This is a genomic window from Pseudomonas sp. FSL L8-0168 (assembly GCF_037976155.1).
In the GTDB taxonomy this organism is placed as follows: Bacteria; Pseudomonadota; Gammaproteobacteria; order Pseudomonadales; family Pseudomonadaceae; genus Aquipseudomonas; species Aquipseudomonas paracarnis.
In genome coordinates, this window is the sequence record NZ_CP150262.1 from 3,886,890 (window position 1) to 3,906,988 (window position 20,099).

At 58.2% G+C, this 20,099-nt stretch carries 19 protein-coding genes and 1 pseudogene; 12 read left to right on the plus strand and 8 right to left on the minus strand.

The window, feature by feature from the left end:
- Positions 1–26: 26 nt before the first annotated feature.
- Both MHH62_RS17740 and acs read right to left on the minus strand, forming a co-directional pair.
- Positions 27–812, minus strand: coding sequence for an ABC transporter substrate-binding protein (locus MHH62_RS17740; RefSeq protein WP_020302951.1), 786 nt, complete (start codon positions 810–812; stop codon positions 27–29).
- Between the two features lie 696 nt (positions 813–1,508).
- Positions 1,509–3,464, minus strand: coding sequence for an acetate--CoA ligase (acs, locus tag MHH62_RS17745; protein WP_339231531.1), 1,956 nt, complete (start codon positions 3,462–3,464; stop codon positions 1,509–1,511).
- 398 nt (positions 3,465–3,862) lie between these two features.
- On the opposite strand from acs, the gene MHH62_RS17750 reads away from it, so the two are divergent.
- Entirely contained in the window at positions 3,863–4,132 is a 270-nt protein-coding gene (locus MHH62_RS17750; RefSeq protein ID WP_014719601.1) for a DUF2790 domain-containing protein, read from the plus strand.
- 137 nt (positions 4,133–4,269) lie between these two features.
- Here the strand turns inward: MHH62_RS17750 and MHH62_RS17755 are convergent, their stop codons facing one another.
- Together MHH62_RS17755 and vapB are read right to left on the minus strand one after the other, a co-directional pair.
- Positions 4,270–4,683: a type II toxin-antitoxin system VapC family toxin gene (locus tag MHH62_RS17755; protein ID WP_014719602.1), complete on the minus strand. Its 414-nt coding sequence runs from the start codon at positions 4,681–4,683 to the stop codon at positions 4,270–4,272.
- Positions 4,680–4,910, minus strand: a complete 231-nt coding sequence (gene vapB, locus MHH62_RS17760) for a type II toxin-antitoxin system VapB family antitoxin (protein WP_014719603.1) — start codon at positions 4,908–4,910, stop codon at positions 4,680–4,682. The genes MHH62_RS17755 and vapB overlap by 4 nt, the downstream gene beginning before the upstream one ends.
- A gap of 480 nt (positions 4,911–5,390) precedes the next feature.
- On the opposite strand from vapB, the gene MHH62_RS17765 reads away from it, so the two are divergent.
- From MHH62_RS17765 to MHH62_RS17775, 3 genes and pseudogenes are all read left to right on the plus strand, one after another.
- Positions 5,391–6,641, plus strand: coding sequence for a ribonucleotide-diphosphate reductase subunit beta (locus MHH62_RS17765; protein ID WP_014719604.1), 1,251 nt, complete (start codon positions 5,391–5,393; stop codon positions 6,639–6,641).
- 69 nt (positions 6,642–6,710) lie between these two features.
- Positions 6,711–6,881: pseudogene (locus tag MHH62_RS17770) on the plus strand (HNH endonuclease); the annotation flags it as partial.
- A gap of 72 nt (positions 6,882–6,953) precedes the next feature.
- The gene (locus tag MHH62_RS17775) at positions 6,954–7,601 is read left to right on the plus strand and encodes an HAD-IB family hydrolase (RefSeq protein WP_020303103.1); all 648 of its coding nucleotides are present in this window, start codon (positions 6,954–6,956) and stop codon (positions 7,599–7,601) included.
- Positions 7,602–7,692: 91 nt separating this feature from the next.
- On the opposite strand, the gene MHH62_RS17780 is transcribed toward MHH62_RS17775, so the two are convergent.
- Positions 7,693–8,652: a LysR family transcriptional regulator gene (locus tag MHH62_RS17780; protein WP_014719606.1), complete on the minus strand. Its 960-nt coding sequence runs from the start codon at positions 8,650–8,652 to the stop codon at positions 7,693–7,695.
- 193 nt (positions 8,653–8,845) lie between these two features.
- On the opposite strand from MHH62_RS17780, the gene argH reads away from it, so the two are divergent.
- The 7 genes from argH to MHH62_RS17815 all read left to right on the plus strand — a co-directional run bounded on the left by argH (position 8,846) and on the right by MHH62_RS17815 (position 15,696).
- Complete coding sequence (gene argH / locus MHH62_RS17785; protein WP_339231534.1) at positions 8,846–10,273, plus strand: argininosuccinate lyase; 1,428 nt, start codon at positions 8,846–8,848, stop codon at positions 10,271–10,273.
- A 123-nt stretch (positions 10,274–10,396) separates the two neighbouring features.
- Positions 10,397–11,275, plus strand: a complete 879-nt coding sequence (locus tag MHH62_RS17790; RefSeq protein WP_019819278.1) for an amino acid ABC transporter permease — start codon at positions 10,397–10,399, stop codon at positions 11,273–11,275.
- Between the two features lie 24 nt (positions 11,276–11,299).
- Positions 11,300–12,064: an amino acid ABC transporter ATP-binding protein gene (locus MHH62_RS17795; RefSeq protein WP_003193648.1), complete on the plus strand. Its 765-nt coding sequence runs from the start codon at positions 11,300–11,302 to the stop codon at positions 12,062–12,064.
- Between the two features lie 25 nt (positions 12,065–12,089).
- On the plus strand, positions 12,090–12,911 hold the full coding sequence (locus MHH62_RS17800) for an ABC transporter substrate-binding protein (protein WP_020303106.1): 822 nt from the start codon (positions 12,090–12,092) through the stop codon (positions 12,909–12,911).
- Positions 12,912–13,074: 163 nt separating this feature from the next.
- Complete coding sequence (locus MHH62_RS17805; RefSeq protein ID WP_019819281.1) at positions 13,075–14,244, plus strand: MFS transporter; 1,170 nt, start codon at positions 13,075–13,077, stop codon at positions 14,242–14,244.
- A gap of 54 nt (positions 14,245–14,298) precedes the next feature.
- Positions 14,299–15,249: a hypothetical protein gene (locus tag MHH62_RS17810; protein WP_014719610.1), complete on the plus strand. Its 951-nt coding sequence runs from the start codon at positions 14,299–14,301 to the stop codon at positions 15,247–15,249.
- Between the two features lie 90 nt (positions 15,250–15,339).
- The gene (locus MHH62_RS17815) at positions 15,340–15,696 is read left to right on the plus strand and encodes a transcriptional regulator (protein WP_014719611.1); all 357 of its coding nucleotides are present in this window, start codon (positions 15,340–15,342) and stop codon (positions 15,694–15,696) included.
- A gap of 6 nt (positions 15,697–15,702) precedes the next feature.
- Here MHH62_RS17815 and MHH62_RS17820 read toward each other — a convergent pair whose 3' ends face one another.
- From MHH62_RS17820 to MHH62_RS17830, 3 genes are all read right to left on the minus strand, one after another.
- Positions 15,703–17,148, minus strand: a complete 1,446-nt coding sequence (locus tag MHH62_RS17820; RefSeq protein ID WP_044483379.1) for an amidase family protein — start codon at positions 17,146–17,148, stop codon at positions 15,703–15,705.
- Between the two features lie 231 nt (positions 17,149–17,379).
- A complete protein-coding gene (locus tag MHH62_RS17825) occupies positions 17,380–18,000 on the minus strand; it encodes a hypothetical protein (RefSeq protein ID WP_236466169.1) in 621 nt (206 codons plus the stop codon).
- A 182-nt stretch (positions 18,001–18,182) separates the two neighbouring features.
- Complete coding sequence (locus MHH62_RS17830; protein WP_020303109.1) at positions 18,183–19,241, minus strand: MBL fold metallo-hydrolase; 1,059 nt, start codon at positions 19,239–19,241, stop codon at positions 18,183–18,185.
- Between the two features lie 122 nt (positions 19,242–19,363).
- Here MHH62_RS17830 and MHH62_RS17835 point away from each other — a divergent pair, with 122 nt between their 5' ends.
- The gene (locus MHH62_RS17835) at positions 19,364–19,993 is read left to right on the plus strand and encodes a TetR/AcrR family transcriptional regulator (RefSeq protein WP_014719615.1); all 630 of its coding nucleotides are present in this window, start codon (positions 19,364–19,366) and stop codon (positions 19,991–19,993) included.
- Positions 19,994–20,099 lie beyond the last annotated feature (106 nt).

Genomic DNA, 20,099 nt, shown 5'->3' on the forward strand with positions numbered 1-20,099 from the left:
CATTTCGGACGGACAGCTGCGATGAGTTACTTGGCGTCAGCGCCGTAAATATCGAAGTCGAAGTACTTGTCCTGGATTTTCTTGTATTCGCCGTTGGCACGGATTGCAGCGATGGCCGCATTGATGCGCTCAAGGTTTTCCTTGTCGCCTTTGCGTACCGCGATGCCTACGCCGTCGCCGAAGTATTTGACGTCGGTAAACGCCGGACCGGTGAACGCGTAGCCTTTGCCGGCGTCGGTTTTCAGGAAACCGTCTTGCAGCAGGGTGGCGTCAGCCACGGTACCATCGAGGCGGCCGGCAGCCACGTCCAGGTAGATTTCGTTCTGGGTGCTGTAGCCCTTGATGTCGGCACCCTTTGGCGCCAGGACTTCACGGGCGAAACGGTCGTGGATCGAACCGCGCTGCACACCGATCTTCTTGCCCTTGAGTTCATCCAGGCTGTCGCTGACGGTGGTGCCTTCCTTCATCACCAGACGAGCTGGGGTCAGGTAGTAGCGGGTGGTGAAGTCCACGGATTTCTTGCGGTCGTCAGTGATGGACATGGACGACAGGATCGCGTCGATCTTGCGCACTTTGAGTGCCGGGATCAGACCATCGAATTCCTGCTCGACCCAGGTGCACTTGACGTCCATCTGCTTGCACAGCGCATTGCCGATGTCGTAGTCAAAACCGACGATGCTGCCATCCGGCGCCTTCGAGGCAAACGGAGGGTAAGCCGCTTCGATACCAATTTTCAGCGGCTTGCCTTCGGCGAAAGCCTGCATGGACAGCACGGACAGCGCCAGGGCGCCCAACAGCACGAGTTTCTTCATCTTGGGACTCCATCGGTATAGGGCAAAAACAGCAGTATGAGCCATGGCCCACGATGCGGCGAAGGTGTAACCGAATAGCGGTGCTGCGTCCTGCGCGGGCGACACCTGCGACGACGAGCGAGTGATCGGCATTCTAACGACAGGCCGGAGGCCGATATTTCCTCAATGCGACAACAATTTACAGAAGCACTGAGAAAGCGGTTCCAGCTCATTGACAGCCTCTGAATTTTATGCAGAGACAAAAGATATTAAACCTGATGATGCTGCAAATTGCGGGCCTATTATTCGCAAACCCTTCTAGCACGGCAAGTCTGGCGTTTAATCTTATTTGTGGGGATGTCTAGAACGCGGTTTTTCGGGGCGTAGGCGTGGTCCATCGCCCCAGGTTTGTGCGGGCGGTTACACATTTGAGCGACGCGGTAACATTCAGAAACGTCCTACGGGGAAAACCGATATTTATTGGTTTGGTGGCTATGCAGGTCTGTCAGACCGCCATCCATACCCCCTTATGAAATGCAATCTGAACTGTGGGAGCTGGCTTGCCTGCGATAGGGATGCCTCAGCCAACCAACCTTTGCCTGACATACCCCTATCGCAGGCAAGCCAGCTCCCACACTAAATCTGGGCGGTCTTGAGGCCGTACAAAAAAGCCCCACCCGGCTTGCACCGAATGGGGCTTTGTCCCACCTACTCCGCTTACGCGACGTTCATGGTCTTGTGCGTTTCAATCAAATGCGCCACCACGCTTGGATCTGCCAAGGTAGAGATATCCCCCAACCCATCGTATTCAGCCGTGGCGATCTTGCGCAAAATGCGCCGCATGATTTTCCCCGAGCGCGTTTTTGGCAACCCAGGCGCCCACTGGATCACATCCGGCGAGGCAATCGGCCCGATTTCCTTGCGCACCCAGTTCTTCAGTTCCAGGCGCAGTGCTTCGTTAGGCTCTTCACCATTCTTCAAGGTGACATACACATAAATGCCCTGCCCCTTGATGTCATGCGGCACACCCACCACCGCCGCCTCGGCGACTTTGGGGTGCGCAACCATGGCGCTTTCAATCTCGGCAGTGCCCATGCGGTGGCCGGACACGTTCAACACGTCATCCACACGGCCCGTGATCCACCAGTAACCGTCCTCATCGCGACGCGCGCCGTCACCGGTGAAGTACATGCCGCGGAAGGTCTTGAAGTAGGTGTCGACAAAACGGTCATGGTCGCCGTACAGGGTACGCGCCTGGCCTGGCCAGGAATCCAGAATCACCAGGTTGCCTTCGGCGGCGCCTTCGATGATGTTGCCCAGGTTGTCCACCAACGCCGGCACCACCCCGAAGAACGGCCGTGCCGCCGAACCCGGCTTCAACGCATGGGCGCCTGGCAGTGGGCTCATCAGCGTGGCGCCGGTTTCGGTTTGCCACCAGGTGTCGACGATCGGGCAACAGGATTGGCCGACGTTCTTGTAGTACCAGTCCCAGGCTTCCGGGTTGATCGGCTCGCCCACCGAACCCAGCAGGCGCAGGCTACTGCCGTCGGCGCCTTCGCAGGCCGCGGTGCCGGAGGCCATCATGGCGCGGATCGCAGTCGGTGCGGTGTAGAGGATGTTGACCTTGTGCTTGTCGACGATCTTCGCCACGCGGGTGATGTCCGGGTAGTTCGGCACGCCTTCGAACAGCAGCGTGGTCGCGCCATTGGCCAGCGGGCCGTAGACGATGTAGGTGTGGCCGGTGACCCAGCCCACGTCGGCAGTGCACCAGTAGATTTCGCCCGGGCGATAGTCGAATACACGCTCGTGGGTCAGGGCCGCATAGAGCAGGTAGCCGCCGGTGGTGTGCTGCACGCCTTTAGGCTTGCCGGTAGAGCCAGAGGTATAGAGGATAAACAGCGCTTCTTCGGCGCCCATTTCTTTTGGCGCGCAGACGGTGCCCGCCACTTTCATCAGGTCTTCGTACCAGATGTCGCGATGCTGGTTCCACTTGATCGCGCCATTGGTGCGCTTGCACACGATCACCTTCTGGATGCTGCTGGTTTCCGGGTTGGTCAGCGCGTCGTCAACGTTAGCCTTCAGCGGAATCTTCTTACCAGCGCGGATGCCTTCGTCAGCGGTAATCACCACTTTCGACTTACAGTCGATGATGCGACCGGCCAGGGCTTCCGGGGAAAAACCGCCAAACACCACCGAATGGATCGCGCCGATGCGGGTACAGGCCAGCATGGCGACCACGGCTTCGGGAATCATCGGCATATAGATAGTCACCACATCGCCGCGGTGCACATCCTGGCCGCGCAAGGCGTTGGCGAACTTGCAGACTTCCTCATGCAACTCGCGGTAGGTGATGTTGCGGCTCTCGGCAGGGTCGTCGCCCTCCCAGATGATTGCGATCTGGTCGCCACGCTCGGCGAGGTGACGGTCCAGGCAATTGTAGGAAACGTTCAGGGTGCCATCGGCGAACCATTTGATGTCGACATGGTGGTCGTCGAAAGAGGTCTGCTTCACCGCGGTGAAAGGCTTGACCCAGTCAAGGCGCTTGGCTTGCTCGCGCCAGAAGCCATCGGGGTTGACCACCGACTGCTGGTACATGGCCTTGTAGGTCGCCTCGTCGGTCAGCGTGTTGGCTGCTACTTCGGGGCGAACGGGGTACAGGGAAGCCGCACTCATCTTTCTTACCTCGGTGACAATAGTTGTTGTTGTATGGCCCCTGTTGTAGCCGGGGTGGGCCTATAGAACCATTCGACGATGGTAGTAACAAGACCCTACAAATTGCCCTGCTATGCCGTTTCACCGCTCTGGCCCGCGTGCTGCGGCGCTTGGCAGCTTTCTGAAAAAAGCTTAATCGAGGGATTGTTACAAAAACCGCCAAAAGTGTTTATCAAAACCACGGGTATATGAATATAACCGAGGCGCCTAAAATCAACTCCGCCAACAAGGCACTCTGATTAACAACGCAACAGCCCCCACGAAGGCAACGTTAATCCGAACTTCCCAACTTTTAAGTGACACACGCGGCCTCACAAGGGCCCCGTGCCCCCTTTCGCCCTGAAGAAGGTAATGAAGCAATGAAAGCGTTATTAGTGATGGCCCTGAGCAGCCTGTGCGCCACCGCCGCCCTGGCGGACGAAGCCCCGACTGAACTGGCCGGCCAGAACGCCCCGATCGTTGAGGACTACACCTACAGCACTCACCTGGATGTGGCCAAAGTCTTGTCCATGAGCAGCATTCCAGAAGTCTGCGAAGTTGTACCGGTGAAGATGGAATATGAAGATTCGCAAGGCCAGCGGCATATTCTTAACTATCAAGTGATGGGCAATGGTTGCTCTAACGGCTAACAACTTCTGAAGTTGGATTCTTAATTGCCGCAAGAAATCGTTCTTGCGGCCAAGAACCCGCCCTTGAATACACCACGCATCAACTGTGGGAGCTGGCTTGCCTGCGATGGCGATTTCAGCCATAACACCCGCTCCGGTTAATGGACCCAATCCTCGTAAGACAACCCCGCTACGCGACTGAACTCCCGAATATTGTTGGTCACCAACGTACACCCCGAAGCAATTGCATGCCCTGCAATAGCAGTATCATTTTGGCCGATGATCGCCCCTTGCTCGGTCAGGCTTCGCTTCACCTCAACCGTCGCGTCCACCGCCGCCACGCCCCACGGCAACACTTCATCGAGTCGCTTCACAAACTCATCGACTAACGTCTTGTGTTTGGACGATGCCTTTTTCCCAATCTGTCCATATCGCATTTCGGCATAGGTTATGGCCGAAATCACGATTCGATTGCTCCTCGCCACCTCCAAGGCCAGACGTTTAAGCACGCACTCGGGCCGCTCACGCATGATGAACGAGCAAATGCAGGTATCCAGCATGTATGTCGTCACAGGTTGAACCTGCCTTCATCGCCAACAACGTCCTGACGCTCCTGAAGAAAATCTTCGTCCGCCCTGGGTAACTCACTCAGCGACCCCCAGCTAGGTCGGACAGGTCGTAATGTAATCGTATCTCCATTGCGGGTGATTTCGAGCTCACCGACTCCCTCATAGGCCATGTCGTTTGGAAATCGAATAGCCTGGTTCTTTCCATTTTTAAAAATTGAGACTGTGCGCATGATTCATCCTCTACCTATGCCTGACATATGCAATGTAAGGACACCCTGAAGCCTATGCAAGACATATGGCAATTGGCCGACGATTGGAGACGTGTGCCAGCTGCTAAAAAAACTTGCGACAGCAACAGCCCGAAAACTCTCACCCCGGCTTAAAAAGCGTCCTTTTTGTCTCTAATCAGTGACCATCCGCCGCAACACAAACCCAATTTTTTCCCTATAATGCGCGGGTAAATCGGGCCTGCAATATCCCTTTACACAGGGATAAAGAGCCAGACCTTGAGCCTGCGCTGCAGCAAGCACGCATCGCTGCGCCCCTCAAGCCTCATGCAGCACCCGCAACCTGATTCCGTTTATTTGCCTGCGCGAGCTGTTGCAACAAACGATTCCTTAAGATCCACCGCGGCCATAGGGCCGTGTGAACACCCAACCATCCGGTTTCACACGGGCACCTTTGAGCCCTCACGCAGGAGACGACACGTCATGCTGAGCTGGGACGAATTCGACAAAGAAGAAGAAGGCGAAGTAGCCGCTAAAGGCGCCAACGCCGGCCACGCCACCGAAGCCAACATGGACCGTCTCGACGGTGCCGGCGCCGCTGCCGCCGTGGAAGCCCGCGCCGTCACCGCCAACGACTCCGCCGCCATCGTGCGCGCCAAGGCCGCCCTGGACAAACTCGACGTCGCCGAAGGCCTCGCCGAGCTGGAAGGTGCCTCCGCCCGCGTCGCCGTTGATGAAAAGCGCATGATCAACTGCCGCGCCGACCTCAACCAACTCGTGCCATTCAAGTACGACTGGGCCTGGCAGAAGTACCTCGACGGCTGCGCCAACCACTGGATGCCGCAAGAGGTCAACATGACCGCCGACATCGCCCTGTGGAAAAACCCCGAAGGCCTGACCGACGACGAGCGCCGCATCGTCATGCGCAACCTGGGCTTCTTCTCCACCGCCGACTCCCTGGTAGCCAACAACCTGGTGCTGGCCGTGTACCGCCTGATCACCAACCCGGAGTGCCGCCAGTACATCCTGCGCCAGGCCTTCGAAGAAGCGATCCACACCCACGCCTACCAGTACTGCATCGAATCGCTGGCCATGGATGAAGGCGAGATCTTCAACATGTACCACGAGATTCCATCGGTGGCCAAAAAGGCCGCCTGGGGCCTCAAGTACACCCGCTCGATCTCCGATCCGAAGTTCGAAACCGGCACCGTCGACACCGACAAGGAACTGCTGCGCAACCTGGTCGCCTACTACTGCGTACTGGAAGGCATCTTCTTCTACTGCGGCTTCACCCAGATCCTGTCCATGGGCCGCCGCAACAAAATGACCGGCGTGGCCGAGCAGTTCCAGTACATCCTGCGCGATGAGTCGATGCACCTGAACTTCGGTATCGACGTGATCAACCAGATCAAAATCGAAAACCCACACCTGTGGGATGCCGAGATGAAGGAAGAAGCGACCCAGATGATTCTGCAGGGTACGCAGCTGGAGATCGAATACGCTCGCGACACCATGCCGCGTGGGGTGCTGGGCATGAACGCGGCGATGATGGAGGATTACCTCAAGTTCATCGCGAACCGTCGCCTGTCGCAGATCGGCTTGAAGGAAGAGTACCCAGGCACCACCAACCCGTTCCCGTGGATGAGCGAGATCATGGACTTGAAGAAAGAGAAAAACTTCTTCGAGACCCGTGTGATCGAGTATCAGACCGGCGGCGCGCTGAGCTGGGATTGATTCGGACTAAGCACTAAAGGAAGCCCTGGCATGTTCAGGGCTTTTTTTCGTCGGTAAAAAAGGCATTTGCCATTTCTTGAAGTACATCACCTCAAGCACCTGGCCCGGAAGGGTTCGGATCGCCCCCCCAATGCTGTAGCCTAGTGCCCCAATTGCCATCAGCGTTGTCACCGGTCAAGCGCTCGGGAAGCTTTCACCGAAGAGCTTTACGCCAAGATCGGAAGATTGGCACGGGAGTAGACTCCTGCTGTCACAGCTGATGCCCGCTTGAAAACTATCAGATAGGATCGAGGCCAACCCGTGAACCCAGACATGCTCGAAGCCGGCCCCGCAGACGCCAAAGTACTTTCCGTCTTTGACTTCGACGGCACCCTCACCCACCACGACAGTTTCGTGCCCTTCCTCAAGTTTGCCTTTGGCCCCGGCGAGTTTTATGGCCGGATGGTCAAGCTGGCGCTGCCGGGGCTGCGGTTTTTGGTGCGGCAGATCAGCCGGGATGAGTTGAAGGCGCAGTTGATTCGCACCTTTATGACCGGGGTGGAGAAGGCTTGGGTTCAGCAGCAAGCGCAGGAATATTGCCAGGCGCGCTGGAGCAAGTTGATGCGCCCGAGCGGTTTGCAGTCGGTAGCGGATGAGGTGAAGTCCGGGGCGGTGGTGACGCTGTGTTCGGCGTCGCCGGCGTTGGTGTTGCAGCCGTTTGCCGACCGGCTTGGCATCCGCTTGATCGGTACTGAGCTTGAGGTGGTGGATGGGGTGCTGACCGGCAAGCTCACCGGGAATAATTGCCGTTGTGAGAATAAGGTGCTGCGGCTTGAGGCGGTGTATGGGGACCTGGGGGAGTATCGGCTCAGGGCCTGGGGCGATACGCGTGGGGATCGGGAGTTGTTGGCGGCGGCGCAGGATGCGCATTTTCGGCATTTTCATGCGAAGAAGAAAAAGCGGGCTCGGTTGCAGCGGTGATGCGGGTGGGTGGGGTTGGCGGGAGACCGAGGCGATCCCTTCGCAGCCTCGCTGGGGCTCGACAGCTCCCACATTTGAGCTTTGTTGAGGCTTAGGCCGACGTCTTCAAGTCTACACCCAGCGCTGTGGCGAAGGCTTTTACCATCGGGCTTCTCGGCGCGTTGTGGCGCAGGATCAGGTTGAACGCGGTGCTTAAATGAACCTGCTCTGGGCACAGTGCGCGCAGGCGCCCTTCCCTTACCAGTGGCGTGGCGTAGTGTTCTGGCAGAAAGCCCAGGAAGCGGCCGGTGAGGATCAGGATGGCGACGGCTTCCACTTGTGAAGCCGAGGCGGACTGGCTGTCGTGGCTGACGAAGTTGGCCTTGTCGCGATGGATCGCATACCGATGGTTGACCACTTCGTATTGGCGAAGAGCGTCGGGGGTGATGTCGCTCGCAGTGAACAAGGGATGCCCTACGGCGCAGTAGGCGTGGGCCTTTTCTTCGTAGAGTGGGAAGTAGTCGAATTCTTCACGGCGTTGGTACACCGGGACGATGCCGGCGACCAGTCGCCCTTCCACTACCCCACGTTCAACTTCGTCCAATTGCGAGGCGTGTAGGCGCAATCTTATTTTTGGCGATTGGCGATGTAAGTTGCCCAGGGCGGTAATCAGTGGGGAACTAACGTCGGAGACGGTGTTATCGATAACGCCCACACTCAGGTCGCCGATGAGTTCATTCTGCGCCGAACTAAGCTTGTCGCGAAAACTGTCCACCGAGGTAAATAACTCGATGGATGCTTGATACACCAACTTGCCTTCTTCGGTCAGCCCGAACCCTTCGCGGCCCCGTGTGCACAGGCGCATGCCGATGCGAATCTCGAGATCGGAGATCTGTTTGCTGATGGCCGCCAGGCCCACGTTCAGCTCGTTTTGCGCGGCACTGAAGCCGCCGGCTTCGACCACGGCCATAAATACCCGCAACAATTTAAAGTCCAGCCCGCTCAGTTGCAGCGGCGCTCGTGTGCCGGGTTTTGGCGGCAGGTTTCCAGAAGTGGAAAGTGGGGTTTCCATAATGCGCGTTGACCTCGAGTGCCATATTCAACAGGCTTGAACCCAATCCTTGAACATAGCCAGGCGGCGATAATGAACATAAACATCCGCCCTTGGCAACCTTGAATACGGCGCGTCAGACGTCGGTTCTACACCGATAAACTTCTGTTGAAACTGCCTCCGACTCTTCTAAAAACAAGCGTGAGGAACACCCATGTCCCAGCCCACCGACCGCCTTTGGGGCGCTCGTTTCAAGACCGGTCCGTCTGCGGCGTTGGCCGCGTTGTCGCGTTGCCCTGAGCGCTATTTTCGCCTCACGCCCTACGACCTGGCCGGCTCCCGCGCCCATGCCCGTGAGTTGCAGCGCGCCGGTTTGCTGGATGAATCGGAAACCCTGCGCACCCTCGAAGCCCTGGACCGTATCGGTGAGGATTTCGCCGCCGGTCGCCTGCATCCCACCCTGGATGACGAGGACGTACACACCTTTATCGAACGCGTATTGACCGAGCGCATCGGTGCCCTGGGCGGCAAGTTGCGCGCCGGACGCTCGCGCAATGACCAGACGGCCAATGATCTGCGCCTGTTCCTGCGTGACCATGCACGCACCATCGCCACTGAGGTGTTGGGCCTGCAGCAGGCGTTGGTTGAACAGGCCGAGCAACATGTGCAGAGCATCTGCCCGGGCTTCACCCATTTGCAGCAGGCGCAACCCATTGTGTTTGCCCATCATTTGCTGGCTCACGCGCAGTCGATGCTGCGCGATGTGCAGCGCCTGGTGGATTGGGATGCGCGTACGGCCCTGTCGCCGTTGGGCGCGGCAGCGATGGCAGGTTCGGCGATAGCACGTCAGCCGCAGCACTCGGCCAAGGAAATGGGCTACACCGGGCCATGCGAAAACTCCATCGACGCTGTCGCCAGCCGTGACCATGTGGCGGAGTTCCTGTTTGTGGCGGGCATGCTCGGGGTGAATATTTCGCGGCTGTCTGAGGAGTTTTGCCTGTGGTCGTCGCGCCAGTTTCGCTGGGTAGTGCTGGACGACGCCTACGCCACCGGCAGTTCGATCATGCCGCAGAAAAAGAACCCGGACATTGCCGAACTGGCGCGGGGCAAGGCCGGGCGTTTGATCGGCAACCTGACCGGGCTGATGTCGACGCTCAAGTCGTTGCCACTGTCGTACAACCGCGATTTGAGTGAAGACAAGCACAGCGTGTTGGACAGTGTGGACACCTTGCTGCTGGTGTTGCCGGCGATGGCCGGGATGGTGGCGACCATGAAGGTGCAGGTAGAGGAGCTACGACGCCAGGCACCGATGGGCTTTACCTTGGCGACTGAGGTGGCGGATTGGTTGGCCACCCGTGGCGTGCCGTTCAAGGAGGCCCATGAGATTACCGGCGCGCTGGTACAGGCCTGTGAGCAGCATGAAATTGAGTTGTGGCAAGCCTCACCGGCGATGTTGGCCGAGGTGGATGGGCGGCTCACCCCGGACGTGCGTGATTGCCTGACCCTGGAGGCGGCGATTGCGGCGCGCAGTGGGTGGGGTGGTACGGCGCCGGAGCGGGTGAAGGAGCAGATTGGGCGGTTGAAGACTACTTTGGCTGAACAGCAGAAGTGGGCTGAGAGTTATCAGGGGTTTCGGATTTAAGCCTTGGTAGGTGTGGTGAGCTCACCGGCGCTTTCGCAGGCAAGCCAGCTCCCACATTTGACCGGGTTTCAACCGCAACACCGTGTACATCGGTTAAAGCGTCATTAGTTTTGGAGTGGCAACATGAATCAAACCCCGGCCGAGCGCTTGGAAGCCGAGCGCAAGTTGTCTGAAAACCAGTTCGATATCACGCAGTACGAGCATGTGCCGCGGCGGTATTACGGGCGGATGTTTTTTGCCACGTTGATCGTGATTGTGTTGGCTGCGCTGTTGCGCGCGTTTGCCAATGGCCAGATCGAATGGTCCTACATTGGCCAGTTCCTTACGTCGCAAGCCATCCTCTGGGGCCTGGTGAACACCATCGTCATGTCGATCCTGGCGATGGCATTGGGCGTGGTGATCGGCGTGATCACGGCGATCATGCGCATGTCGGCCAACCCGATCCTGCGTTACGTGGCCATCACCTACACCTGGTTGTTTCGCGGTACACCGCTGATTTTGCAATTGTTGCTGTGGTTCAACCTGGCGTTGATCTTCCCGGTGATCGCGATTCCGGGCCTGTTCAGCATCGACACCGTCGACCTGATGACGCCCTTCGTAGCCGCCCTGCTCGGCTTGAGCATCAACCAGGGCGCCTACACCGCTGAAGTGGTGCGTGCCGGCTTGCTGTCGGTGGACACCGGCCAATACGAGGCGGCCAAGTCCATCGGCATGCCGAGCCTGCAGGCGCTGCGCAGGATCATTCTGCCGCAGGCCATGCGCGTGATCATCCCGCCCGTAGGCAACGAGTTCATCAGCATGGTGAAAATGACCAGCCTGGCCAGTGTCATCCAGTACTCGGAACTGCTGCACAACGCGCAAAACATCTACTACGCCAACGCCCGGGTGATGGAGCTGCTGATTGTGGCGGGCATCTGGTACCTGGCGGTGGTGACTGTTCTTTCATTTGGTCAAAGCCGCCTCGAGCGTCGTTTTGCCCGCGGCGCCGGCAAGCGTTCGTAAGCCTGGGTTGAGGAGATTTGCCCCATGAGAAGCATCGTCAAGGCTGTCAACCTGAACAAGTATTACGACCAGTATCACGCCCTGCGTGACATCAATATCGAGGTCGAGCAAGGCGAGGTGATGTGCATCATCGGCCCGTCCGGCTCGGGCAAAAGTACCCTGCTGCGTTGCGTCAACCAGCTGGAAAAGATCGACAAGGGCGGCCTGTGGGTCGACGGCGAACTGGTCGGTTATCGGGTAGTCGGCAACAAGCTGCACGAGATGAACGAAGCGCAGATCGCCCGCCAGCGCCTGGCCACCGGCATGGTGTTCCAGCGTTTCAATTTGTTCCCGCACATGACCGTGTTGCAAAACATCATCGAAGGCCCGTGCCAGGTGCTCAAGCGCTCGCCCAAGGAAGCCATCGAAGACGCGCTGGAACTGCTGGCCCGCGTTGGCCTGGCGGACAAGCGCAATGCTTACCCGGTGGAGTTGTCCGGTGGCCAGCAACAGCGTGTGGCAATCGCCCGTGCCTTGGCGATGCGCCCCAAGTTGATGCTGTTTGACGAACCCACATCAGCCCTCGACCCGGAGCTGGTAGGCGAAGTGTTGTCGGTGATGCGCGATTTGGCCACCACCGGCATGACCATGATCGTGGTCACCCATGAATTGGGCTTCGCTCGCGAAGTGTCCAACCGCATGGTGTTTATGGACGCCGGCCAGATTGTGGAAGCCGGCAGCCCGGAAGACATTCTAATAAGCCCACAAAACCCGCGTACCCAAAGCTTTATTTCTGCCGTTCGCACTTAACTAAAAAACTAACGAGAACGCCCCCATGAAGAAGATGTTTATCCCTACCTTGCTTGCAGGCCTGATTGCCTCCTCATGTGTATTCGCGGCCTTGCCGCAAGCCATCAAGGACAAGGGTGAGATCAGCGCGGCCATCGTGCCGAACTACCCGCCGATGGACTTCAAGGACCCGGCCACCAACACACTCACCGGTTTTGATTTCGACCTGGGCAACGCCCTGGCCGAGCGACTGGGCGTGAAGATCAAATGGCAGGAAACCGGCTTCGAACAAATGCTCAGCGGCCTGACCACCAAGCGCGTCGACATCGTGCTGTCAGGCATGACCGACACCGCCGAGCGCCAGAAAGCCGTGACCTTCATCGACTACTTCACCAGCGGCCCGCAGCTGTACACCCTGGCCAAGCGTGAAGAGATCAAGGAATTGACCGACCTGTGCGGTAAAAAAGTCGGCACCAGCCGCCGCACCACCTGGCCGTCGGAAATTACCGCCTGGAGCAAGGCAAACTGCGAGGCGGCAGGTAAGCCGGCAATCGTGGTGATCGGCACCGAAGGCTCGGCGGATGCGCGGGCGCAGTTGCAGCAGAACCGCCTGGATGCGGCGATGCAGGGCAGCGAGACCATTCCTTATTTGATGTCGCTGGACAAGGGCAAGTACAAGCCGGTGGGGCTGGCGATTTCCAAGCAATTCACCGGGCTTGGGATTGAGAAGAGCAATACCGAGTTGGTCACGGCGATCAGTGAGGCGTTGCAGGGCATGATTGATGATGGGACTTACGGCAAGATCCTGAAGAAGTGGGATCTGGAACAAGGTGCGGTAGAAAAAATCACCATCAACTCTGGCCAATAACGCCATCGAATGTGGGAGCTGGCTTGCCTGCGATAACGGTGGGTCAGCTAAAACAATGTTGGCTGTTACTCCGCTATCGCAGGCAAGCCAGCTCCCACACTCAATCTGCGTTCGCTGGTGATCTGAGTCGTGTAGGTAAGAATCACAAGGAGCCCACCCCACCGTGGCCACCTACTCCCTGGTAATCCGTCGCCTGATGATCTGCTCGGTGACCATCGTGGTCAGCCGTGCCATGACCAGCCCATTGCTGGCCCTCTGGCTGAGCACACGCCTGGGCCTCAACCAGCAGGACATCGGCCTGCTGATGGGGGTCGCGGTGTTCATCGCCACGCTCATGGGGTTGTATGGCGGCTACATCATCGATCGCCTGGAAAAGCGCAAACTGCTGATCCTGGCCATGCTCTCCAGCTCCATCGGCTTTTTGTTGCTGACCTTTGCCAGCAACCTCTACCTCACCACGCTGACCCTTGTTGTGACTGAAGCCGCGTCGGCGCTGTTCCTGATCGGCTCCAAGGCGATCATCAGCGAAAACCTGCCGGTGGGTGAGCGCGCCAAGGTGTTTTCCCTGCGCTACACCCTGACCAATGTCGGCTATGCCACGGGCCCGATGTTGGGCGTAGTGATTGCCGGCCAATTGCCGTGGGCACCGTTTTTGATCGCCAGCGCCATTGCCTTTGGCAGCCTGTTCCTGATGATCGGCATTGCGCCGACCCAGCGCGACGACAGTCATAAGCCTCAGAGTTTCCTCAGCACCCTGCGCATCTTGCGCAGCGACCGCACGCTGATCCTCTTCACCAGCGGCAGCCTGTTGAGCACCATCGTCCATGGGCGCTACACCCTTTATCTGTCGCAGTTTTTGCTGGTGGCCTACACCCCCGACCAGGCACTGAAAATTCTGTCTGCGGTGCTCGCCTGCAACGCCATCACCGTGATTTTGATGCAGTACCAAATCGGCCGATTTCTCAAGCGCGAGCAACTGCGCCATTGGATCGTGCTGGGCACCCTGCTGTTTATTGTCGGGTTGGTCGGCTTCAGCCAGGCGCACAGTCTGCTGACCTGGTGCCTGGCGATGTTTGTGTTCACCTTGGGCGAGATGATCATCTATCCCTCAGAGTTCCTGTTTATCGACACCATCGCGCCGGATGCACTACGGGGCAGTTATTACGGGGCACAGAACCTGGCCGCGTTTGGCGGGGCCATGAGCCCGGTGATTTGCGGCTATCTGCTGATCAATGCGGCGCCCACCAGCATGTTCTTTGCCTTGGCCGCACTCACGGCCATGGGCGGCACCCTGTGTTTCTTGAGCGGGCGACGCGTGGCAGGTTCTTGCTGATATTTACGCAAGATCCGGCTATTAATAGCCAAACCTCTGAAGGACCCGAGCCCCATGAAATTCGACACGGCCTACAGCCTGAGTCTCGACGACAAGGTGTCGATCTATGACATACGAGACCTGAATTTCGACGAAACCACCGCGTTCGATTCCGACAAGGACAGCTTCCTGTGCCCCAACGACGCCTGCCGCGCGGCGTTCGATAGCACCAATGCGTTGAGCACTTTCAACGCCAAGAACGTCAACTACCTGCGCACGCCGCACTTCAAGAACAAACCCGGCACGCGGCATATCGACGGCTGCCGCTATGCCGGCAGCCATAAACCTGCGACGGGTGAAAATGACGACGAGCGTGAGGAAAATTTCCCATCGGAATTTGTGCTGACGCGGCGACTGTACGAGCCTAAAACGCCGGTAGTCGGCACCGCTGGAAGCGTCCTTCAGGAGCCGACGAAAGCGCCCGCAAACCGCGCTACCACCTCTTCTAGCAGCAATGACTCGATCCCGGACAAAACCAGCGTATTCGCACACCCGGTGGAGTGCTACGTGTCCAACATCGATGACAAGGACAAGCTCAAGGCCATGCCTTTGAAGATCGGTGAGCACGCGGCGACCTACTGGGCATTCTTCAAGAAGATCGAATACCTGCAAGACAACCAGGGTTTGATTTACTGGGGCAAGATCAAGACCATCAAGGACTACACCAGCAGTTTTCGCATCGACTTCGAAAAGAAGGTGTGGCTCGACAGGAAGCCTTATTCGGTGAACGTCTACCTGAGCAAAAAGCTCATCGAAAACTACCGCAAGCGCACGGCATTCCTGGAGCAGATCAAGGCGGCGGCCAGCAGTGAACGGTCGCTGTATTGCTTTTTCTATGGGGTCACGCCGCAGCTTGTGCAGGTGCCCAGCCAGAAAAACCCCGAGCAGACGTTCGGGGTATTCAGCGCCAGGATCGAGAATCTGGATCACCTGATTATTCGTGAGGCACCGGGGCTGGAATCATAAGGGGTTGCAACGCCAGTGGATGAGCGGTAGAAACAACTGTACAAAAACACAGTATAGTTGCACCTCCCCTGTCGAACCTGGAGAAACCCCATGTCCTCTCTGGCAATGAGTTCTTTCGTAGAACAACAGATCGTCCTGCATCAATTCACCGCCAAACACTGCGCGCAGGCGCGCGTCATGCTGGGCTGGAGCCGCGAAGCGCTGGCTCGCCAGGCTGGCGTGGCGGTGCAAGCCATTGAACAATTGGAAGACCACGGCGACGTGGACGATGAAACCCGTTTGATCCTGGCGTTTCGCCTGGAGGCCGAAGGGCTGGTGTTTTTCCCGGGGTTCGCACCGGGGTGGGGGATGAGTGCGCGCCGGTTCGATACCCCGGCGGCGCAACCTTCTGCACAAAGCCTTATCTCTCAATTGATGGGTTCAACCGTGGCAACCAGCCGAGGCTGACTCAACTCAGCCGTTGGTGGCCTCAACCGTTTTATCTGGACTGTCTGGTGTTTGCGTAGAAGGAGCACCTGGGAGAAAAGCCGGTTCTTGAATGGCCTGCGAGGCTTGTTCATAACCATGGGCGACTGACAGCAAGGTGGCTTCACTCTTGCCGGAGCCATACACGTAAATTGCCGTGGGCATGCCTTCATCATCCATACCTGATGGAACAGATATACCGGGGTACCCGGCGGCCGCACTATAGAAATAGTTGTGCGTCAGAAAATTCGACACCATGGCGTCGAGCTTGTGCTCCTTCAGGGGGTCATCAATGGTCTTCTGAAATACAGGAAGGATGGCTTCCCACAATACCTCGCGCTTTTGCGGCGTGGTCTCCAGCTCATTGATCATTTCCAGCAATTTCTGGTCAGGCTCATCAGGTTTCTGCGTGCGTTTGATAAAAGCAATCAGCTCAGCAAGTGACTTGACGGGCAAACCTTCCCGCCCAGCCAAATAGTCTTCCAGTTGTTGCTTGACCTCCGAGAATATCGCCTCGTTATAACCCTCATAGGCTTCATCGGGGACACCGGCGTCCAACCGCTCCAAGGGCACTAGAATTGCACCCTGGGCCTTCATCACTTCGAGCGCCGCCTCATAGTGCTTGCGGTCTGCGCGCTTGGCCGGGTCTTTGGACTCCTCTGCGGACAATTCAGGCAAAGGGGTATAGCCAATACGCTTACCCTTCAAGGCATCAGCGTGCAGGCCCTCGGTGTAGACGTTGGTCTCGGTCATTGCATTGAGTGCTTCTGCCGCATCACAGATATTGCGGGTGAAGGTCCCCACCGCGTCCATGCGGGTGCTGGTCATGACGCCTTCGGTACTGACCAGGCCCGTCGTTGTTTTCAGGCCAAACACACCGTTGTAGGCTGCGGGGCTGATGATTGATCCGTTGGTTTCCAACCCCAGTGCCACGGGCACATGCCCCTGGGCGACCGCCACGGCCGAACCTGAACTCGAGCCGGCCACCGTCCCTCCGAGTCGATGTGGGTTCAACGTCTGGCCACCTCGGGAGCTCCAGCCATCCGCCGATTTGAGTGAGCGAAAGTTGGACAGCTCACTCATATTGGTTTTGCCTACAATCACCACGCCAGCTTTCAGCAAATTGTCGACGACCTTGGCATTCCGGGCGGCAGGCGCACCCACCAACGCCTTGGAGCCTGCACTGGTCTGCATGCGGTCATTGGTTTCAAAGACATCCTTGAGCGCTATCGGCACGCCATGCAAGTACCCGCGTACGCGGCCATTGGCACGTTCCTGATCGCGGGCCTTCGCCTCCCTCATGGCATCCGGGTTGGTTTCCAAAAACGCATTGCCGCCCTGTAGCCCACGATCAATATTGGCAATTTGTTTGAGCGAGTCCTTCAACAGTGACTCTGAGGTGACGCCGCCTCCTTGGGCCATCTCCGCTGACATCTGGCAGGCACTCTTGAAACCTTGTACCGGGTTTGAAAGCTCCTGAAGCAGGCCCGTGGCCCATCCACCTGCCGAAACTGGTCCGATCATGAAGTGCCCCTCTGTTTGACTGAGTGTGAGAGCTATCGGTCGATAGCGCCGCACCAGTCTAAGAGCCGACCACCCACCACTATTTCAGGCGAATCCTGCCACTGCGTCCTACCCTTCGCAGCCCGATGTAGGCATCAATACCTACGGCCGCAGCACGCGGTAAGCTCGTACCAGTGCCGCCAAGCGATCACCCGCCCAGCGCGCACCGTAAAACCAGACCTTGGAGCCGTCTTCCAGGGTTTCACACATACTGGGGTAGCCGCTTTTACAGGCGTGATGAAAGGCGGCTTCGGGATCCTCTGACACCAAGGCATCAAGGCGAAGACCTACCACCAGCTCGTCGATTTCATGACAAGCCTGCTCACAATCACCGCTGCGCTGCATATCCACTGCCACGCATTGCGCACCAGCCTGGCGCAGGGTGTCGAAGACTCGGTTCAAGGCCGCACTGCGTGCGACCCGTTCAACCTGCTTGCCCTGCACATAATGCTCGGCATAGCCGATACGATATCCCGTCAGCGGCAGCGAGGCGGTGAAGGTGGTGTTATTCAATACCAGCGGTACCTCCACCATCACCGGTTCGGTAGGGTCAACGCCGCTGATGGCGATCAGCGATAGCGCGGGATCGCGCACCGGCCGTATATGGGGAGCCAGAGCGTTATACCCAGGTATGGGCGTGGCGCCCGCACGTTGCTCGGTGCCAAAGACAATAGAAGGGGGAGCGGCACCGTGGGGTGAAGCGGGAACGTCGACGGCGTTCATTAGCGATGGCAGCGGTTGAGCTGACGCACACGGCAAACCCATCTTCCAAAGTTTCTTACAATGGCTGTCCATCGAAACATCCTCCCGGAGATAAAATTCCCGGGGGATCATCGCACTCTCTCTTGACCTTTGTCGCAGGGCTGAAATTCGCTGAAAAGCTCTTTTCCAAACGGGCCTTTGGCTCAGCCTGCTGCGTGTTCGTTGACCGATTGAGGTTCCACTTCCAGCCACCAGGCACGCCCGCGCTCAGGCTGGTTCAAGCGAAAAGCCTGACCCATCGCCGGAGTGGTGATCGAAACATTGCGCTCCCAGGCCAGGGCCATGATGCGGTCGAAAGGCTCATGCCAGGCGTGGAAGGCCAGGTCGAAGGTGCCATTGTGAATCGGCAGCAGCCAGCGCCCTTTAAGGTCGATATGCGCCTGCAGCGTTTGCTCCGGCTGCATGTGTACATGGGGCCAATCGACATTGTAAGCGCCGGTTTCCATCAGGGTCAGGTCAAACGGCCCGTATTGCTCGCCGATGCGTTTGAAACCGTCGAAATAGCCCGTATCGCCACTAAAAAAGATACGCCGCGTGTCGTCGATCATCACCCAGGAGCACCACAGGGTCTGGTTGCCATCAAACAGGCCGCGCCCGGAAAAGTGCTGGGCCGGCGTGCAGACAAAACGAACGCCATCGACCTCGGTGCCCTGCCACCATTGCAACTGGCGGACTTTGCTGGCATCCACGCCCCATTTGACCAGTGTGTCGCCCACGCCCAGGGGCGCCAGGAAGTAGCGGGTCTTTTCGGCCAATTGGACCACCGCTTTGCGGTCGAGATGGTCGTAATGATTGTGGGAAAGGATCACCGCTTCCAGCGCAGGCAGCTCTTCAAGACTGATAGGCGGCTGATGAAAACGCTTGGGGCCGGCCCAACGCAATGGCGAGGCGCGTTCGGCAAACACCGGGTCGGTGACCCAGAATTTACCGCGCATTTTCAGCAGCACGGTTGAATGGCCGAGGCGATACACGCTGTGATCAGGGGCGGCCAATAACTGCTCGCGGGTCAGTGGCTGTACCGGAATCTGCCCCACCGGCCGTGTCGTTCGCGGCTTGTTGAATAGCATGTTCCAGAAAATGCGCAGGGTCTTGCCCAAGCCACCGTGCTGCACCGGCGTGTCGTTGCTGAAGTGCCCCAGGCCCTGCTCGGCAGGCTTGGGCGCCGAGGGCGCAGGGTCGAGACGGGTTGAAATCGTAGCCATGACAAAGTGACTCCTGCGGTCCGCTCAAGTATTACACTGCACAGTGTAGTTTCTAGATTGCAACAAAATCCGGAGCAAGTAAACTGCCCGGTGTAATTTCATTGTTGAGTCGAATGCCTTCCATGACTGCCCCCAAACGCCTCACCGAGCGTAAACGCGAAGCCATCGTGGCGGCGGCGATTGCCGAATTTCGCGAGCACGGCTTCGAGGTCACCAGCATGGACAAGATCGCCGCCAGCGCTGGCGTTTCCAAGCGCACCGTGTACAACCACTTCCCCAGCAAGGAAGAACTGTTCGCCGAGATCCTCCACCAACTGTGGGCCAGCAGCGTTGCCCAACTGGACGTGATCTACACCAGTGACCGCCCACTGCGCGACCAACTACGCACGTTGCTGGAAGCGAAAATGCAGATGATGTCAGACGCCAACTTCCTCGACCTGGCACGCGTGGCCATTGCTGCCACTATCCATTCGCCGGAGCGCGCGCAAGACATGGTCAACCGCCTCAGTGCGCGGGAAGAAGGCTTTACCCAATGGGTGCGCGCCGCCCAGGAAGACGGCCGCCTCACCGGCACCGACCCGGCGTTCGCCGCCCACCAGATCCAAAGCCTGCTCAAGGCCTTTGCATTCTGGCCGCAAATCACCCTCGGCCAGCCCACCCTCGACCCTGCCACCCAGGCCCATGTCATCGAATCGGCCATCGACCTGTTCCTCGCCGGCTACGAAGCCAGCACGCAGCGCACGCCCCAGTAAGCCCTGTTGCAGGAGCGACATTTAAGGTCGTTTATGGCGTTTTTGCCCGCTGTTTTGCGCAAATGGCCTGGAAGGACACTGATTAATCCCACAGGAATAATCGACA

What these genes read in the sequence shown, in the direction of transcription:
- MHH62_RS17740 (WP_020302951.1), bottom strand. Translation starts at nt 812, where the DNA reads ATGAAGAAACTCGTGCTGTTGGGCGCCCTGGCGCTGTCCGTGCTGTCC.
- acs (WP_339231531.1), bottom strand. Translation starts at nt 3,464, where the DNA reads ATGAGTGCGGCTTCCCTGTACCCCGTTCGCCCCGAAGTAGCAGCCAAC.
- MHH62_RS17750 (WP_014719601.1), top strand. Translation starts at nt 3,863, where the DNA reads ATGAAAGCGTTATTAGTGATGGCCCTGAGCAGCCTGTGCGCCACCGCC.
- vapB (WP_014719603.1), bottom strand. Translation starts at nt 4,910, where the DNA reads ATGCGCACAGTCTCAATTTTTAAAAATGGAAAGAACCAGGCTATTCGA.
- MHH62_RS17765 (WP_014719604.1), top strand. Translation starts at nt 5,391, where the DNA reads ATGCTGAGCTGGGACGAATTCGACAAAGAAGAAGAAGGCGAAGTAGCC.
- MHH62_RS17775 (WP_020303103.1), top strand. Translation starts at nt 6,954, where the DNA reads ATGCTCGAAGCCGGCCCCGCAGACGCCAAAGTACTTTCCGTCTTTGAC.
- MHH62_RS17780 (WP_014719606.1), bottom strand. Translation starts at nt 8,652, where the DNA reads ATGGAAACCCCACTTTCCACTTCTGGAAACCTGCCGCCAAAACCCGGC.
- argH (WP_339231534.1), top strand. Translation starts at nt 8,846, where the DNA reads ATGTCCCAGCCCACCGACCGCCTTTGGGGCGCTCGTTTCAAGACCGGT.
- MHH62_RS17790 (WP_019819278.1), top strand. Translation starts at nt 10,397, where the DNA reads ATGAATCAAACCCCGGCCGAGCGCTTGGAAGCCGAGCGCAAGTTGTCT.
- MHH62_RS17795 (WP_003193648.1), top strand. Translation starts at nt 11,300, where the DNA reads ATGAGAAGCATCGTCAAGGCTGTCAACCTGAACAAGTATTACGACCAG.
- MHH62_RS17800 (WP_020303106.1), top strand. Translation starts at nt 12,090, where the DNA reads ATGAAGAAGATGTTTATCCCTACCTTGCTTGCAGGCCTGATTGCCTCC.
- MHH62_RS17810 (WP_014719610.1), top strand. Translation starts at nt 14,299, where the DNA reads ATGAAATTCGACACGGCCTACAGCCTGAGTCTCGACGACAAGGTGTCG.
- MHH62_RS17815 (WP_014719611.1), top strand. Translation starts at nt 15,340, where the DNA reads ATGTCCTCTCTGGCAATGAGTTCTTTCGTAGAACAACAGATCGTCCTG.
- MHH62_RS17820 (WP_044483379.1), bottom strand. Translation starts at nt 17,148, where the DNA reads ATGTCAGCGGAGATGGCCCAAGGAGGCGGCGTCACCTCAGAGTCACTG.
- MHH62_RS17825 (WP_236466169.1), bottom strand. Translation starts at nt 18,000, where the DNA reads ATGAACGCCGTCGACGTTCCCGCTTCACCCCACGGTGCCGCTCCCCCT.
- MHH62_RS17830 (WP_020303109.1), bottom strand. Translation starts at nt 19,241, where the DNA reads ATGGCTACGATTTCAACCCGTCTCGACCCTGCGCCCTCGGCGCCCAAG.
- MHH62_RS17835 (WP_014719615.1), top strand. Translation starts at nt 19,364, where the DNA reads ATGACTGCCCCCAAACGCCTCACCGAGCGTAAACGCGAAGCCATCGTG.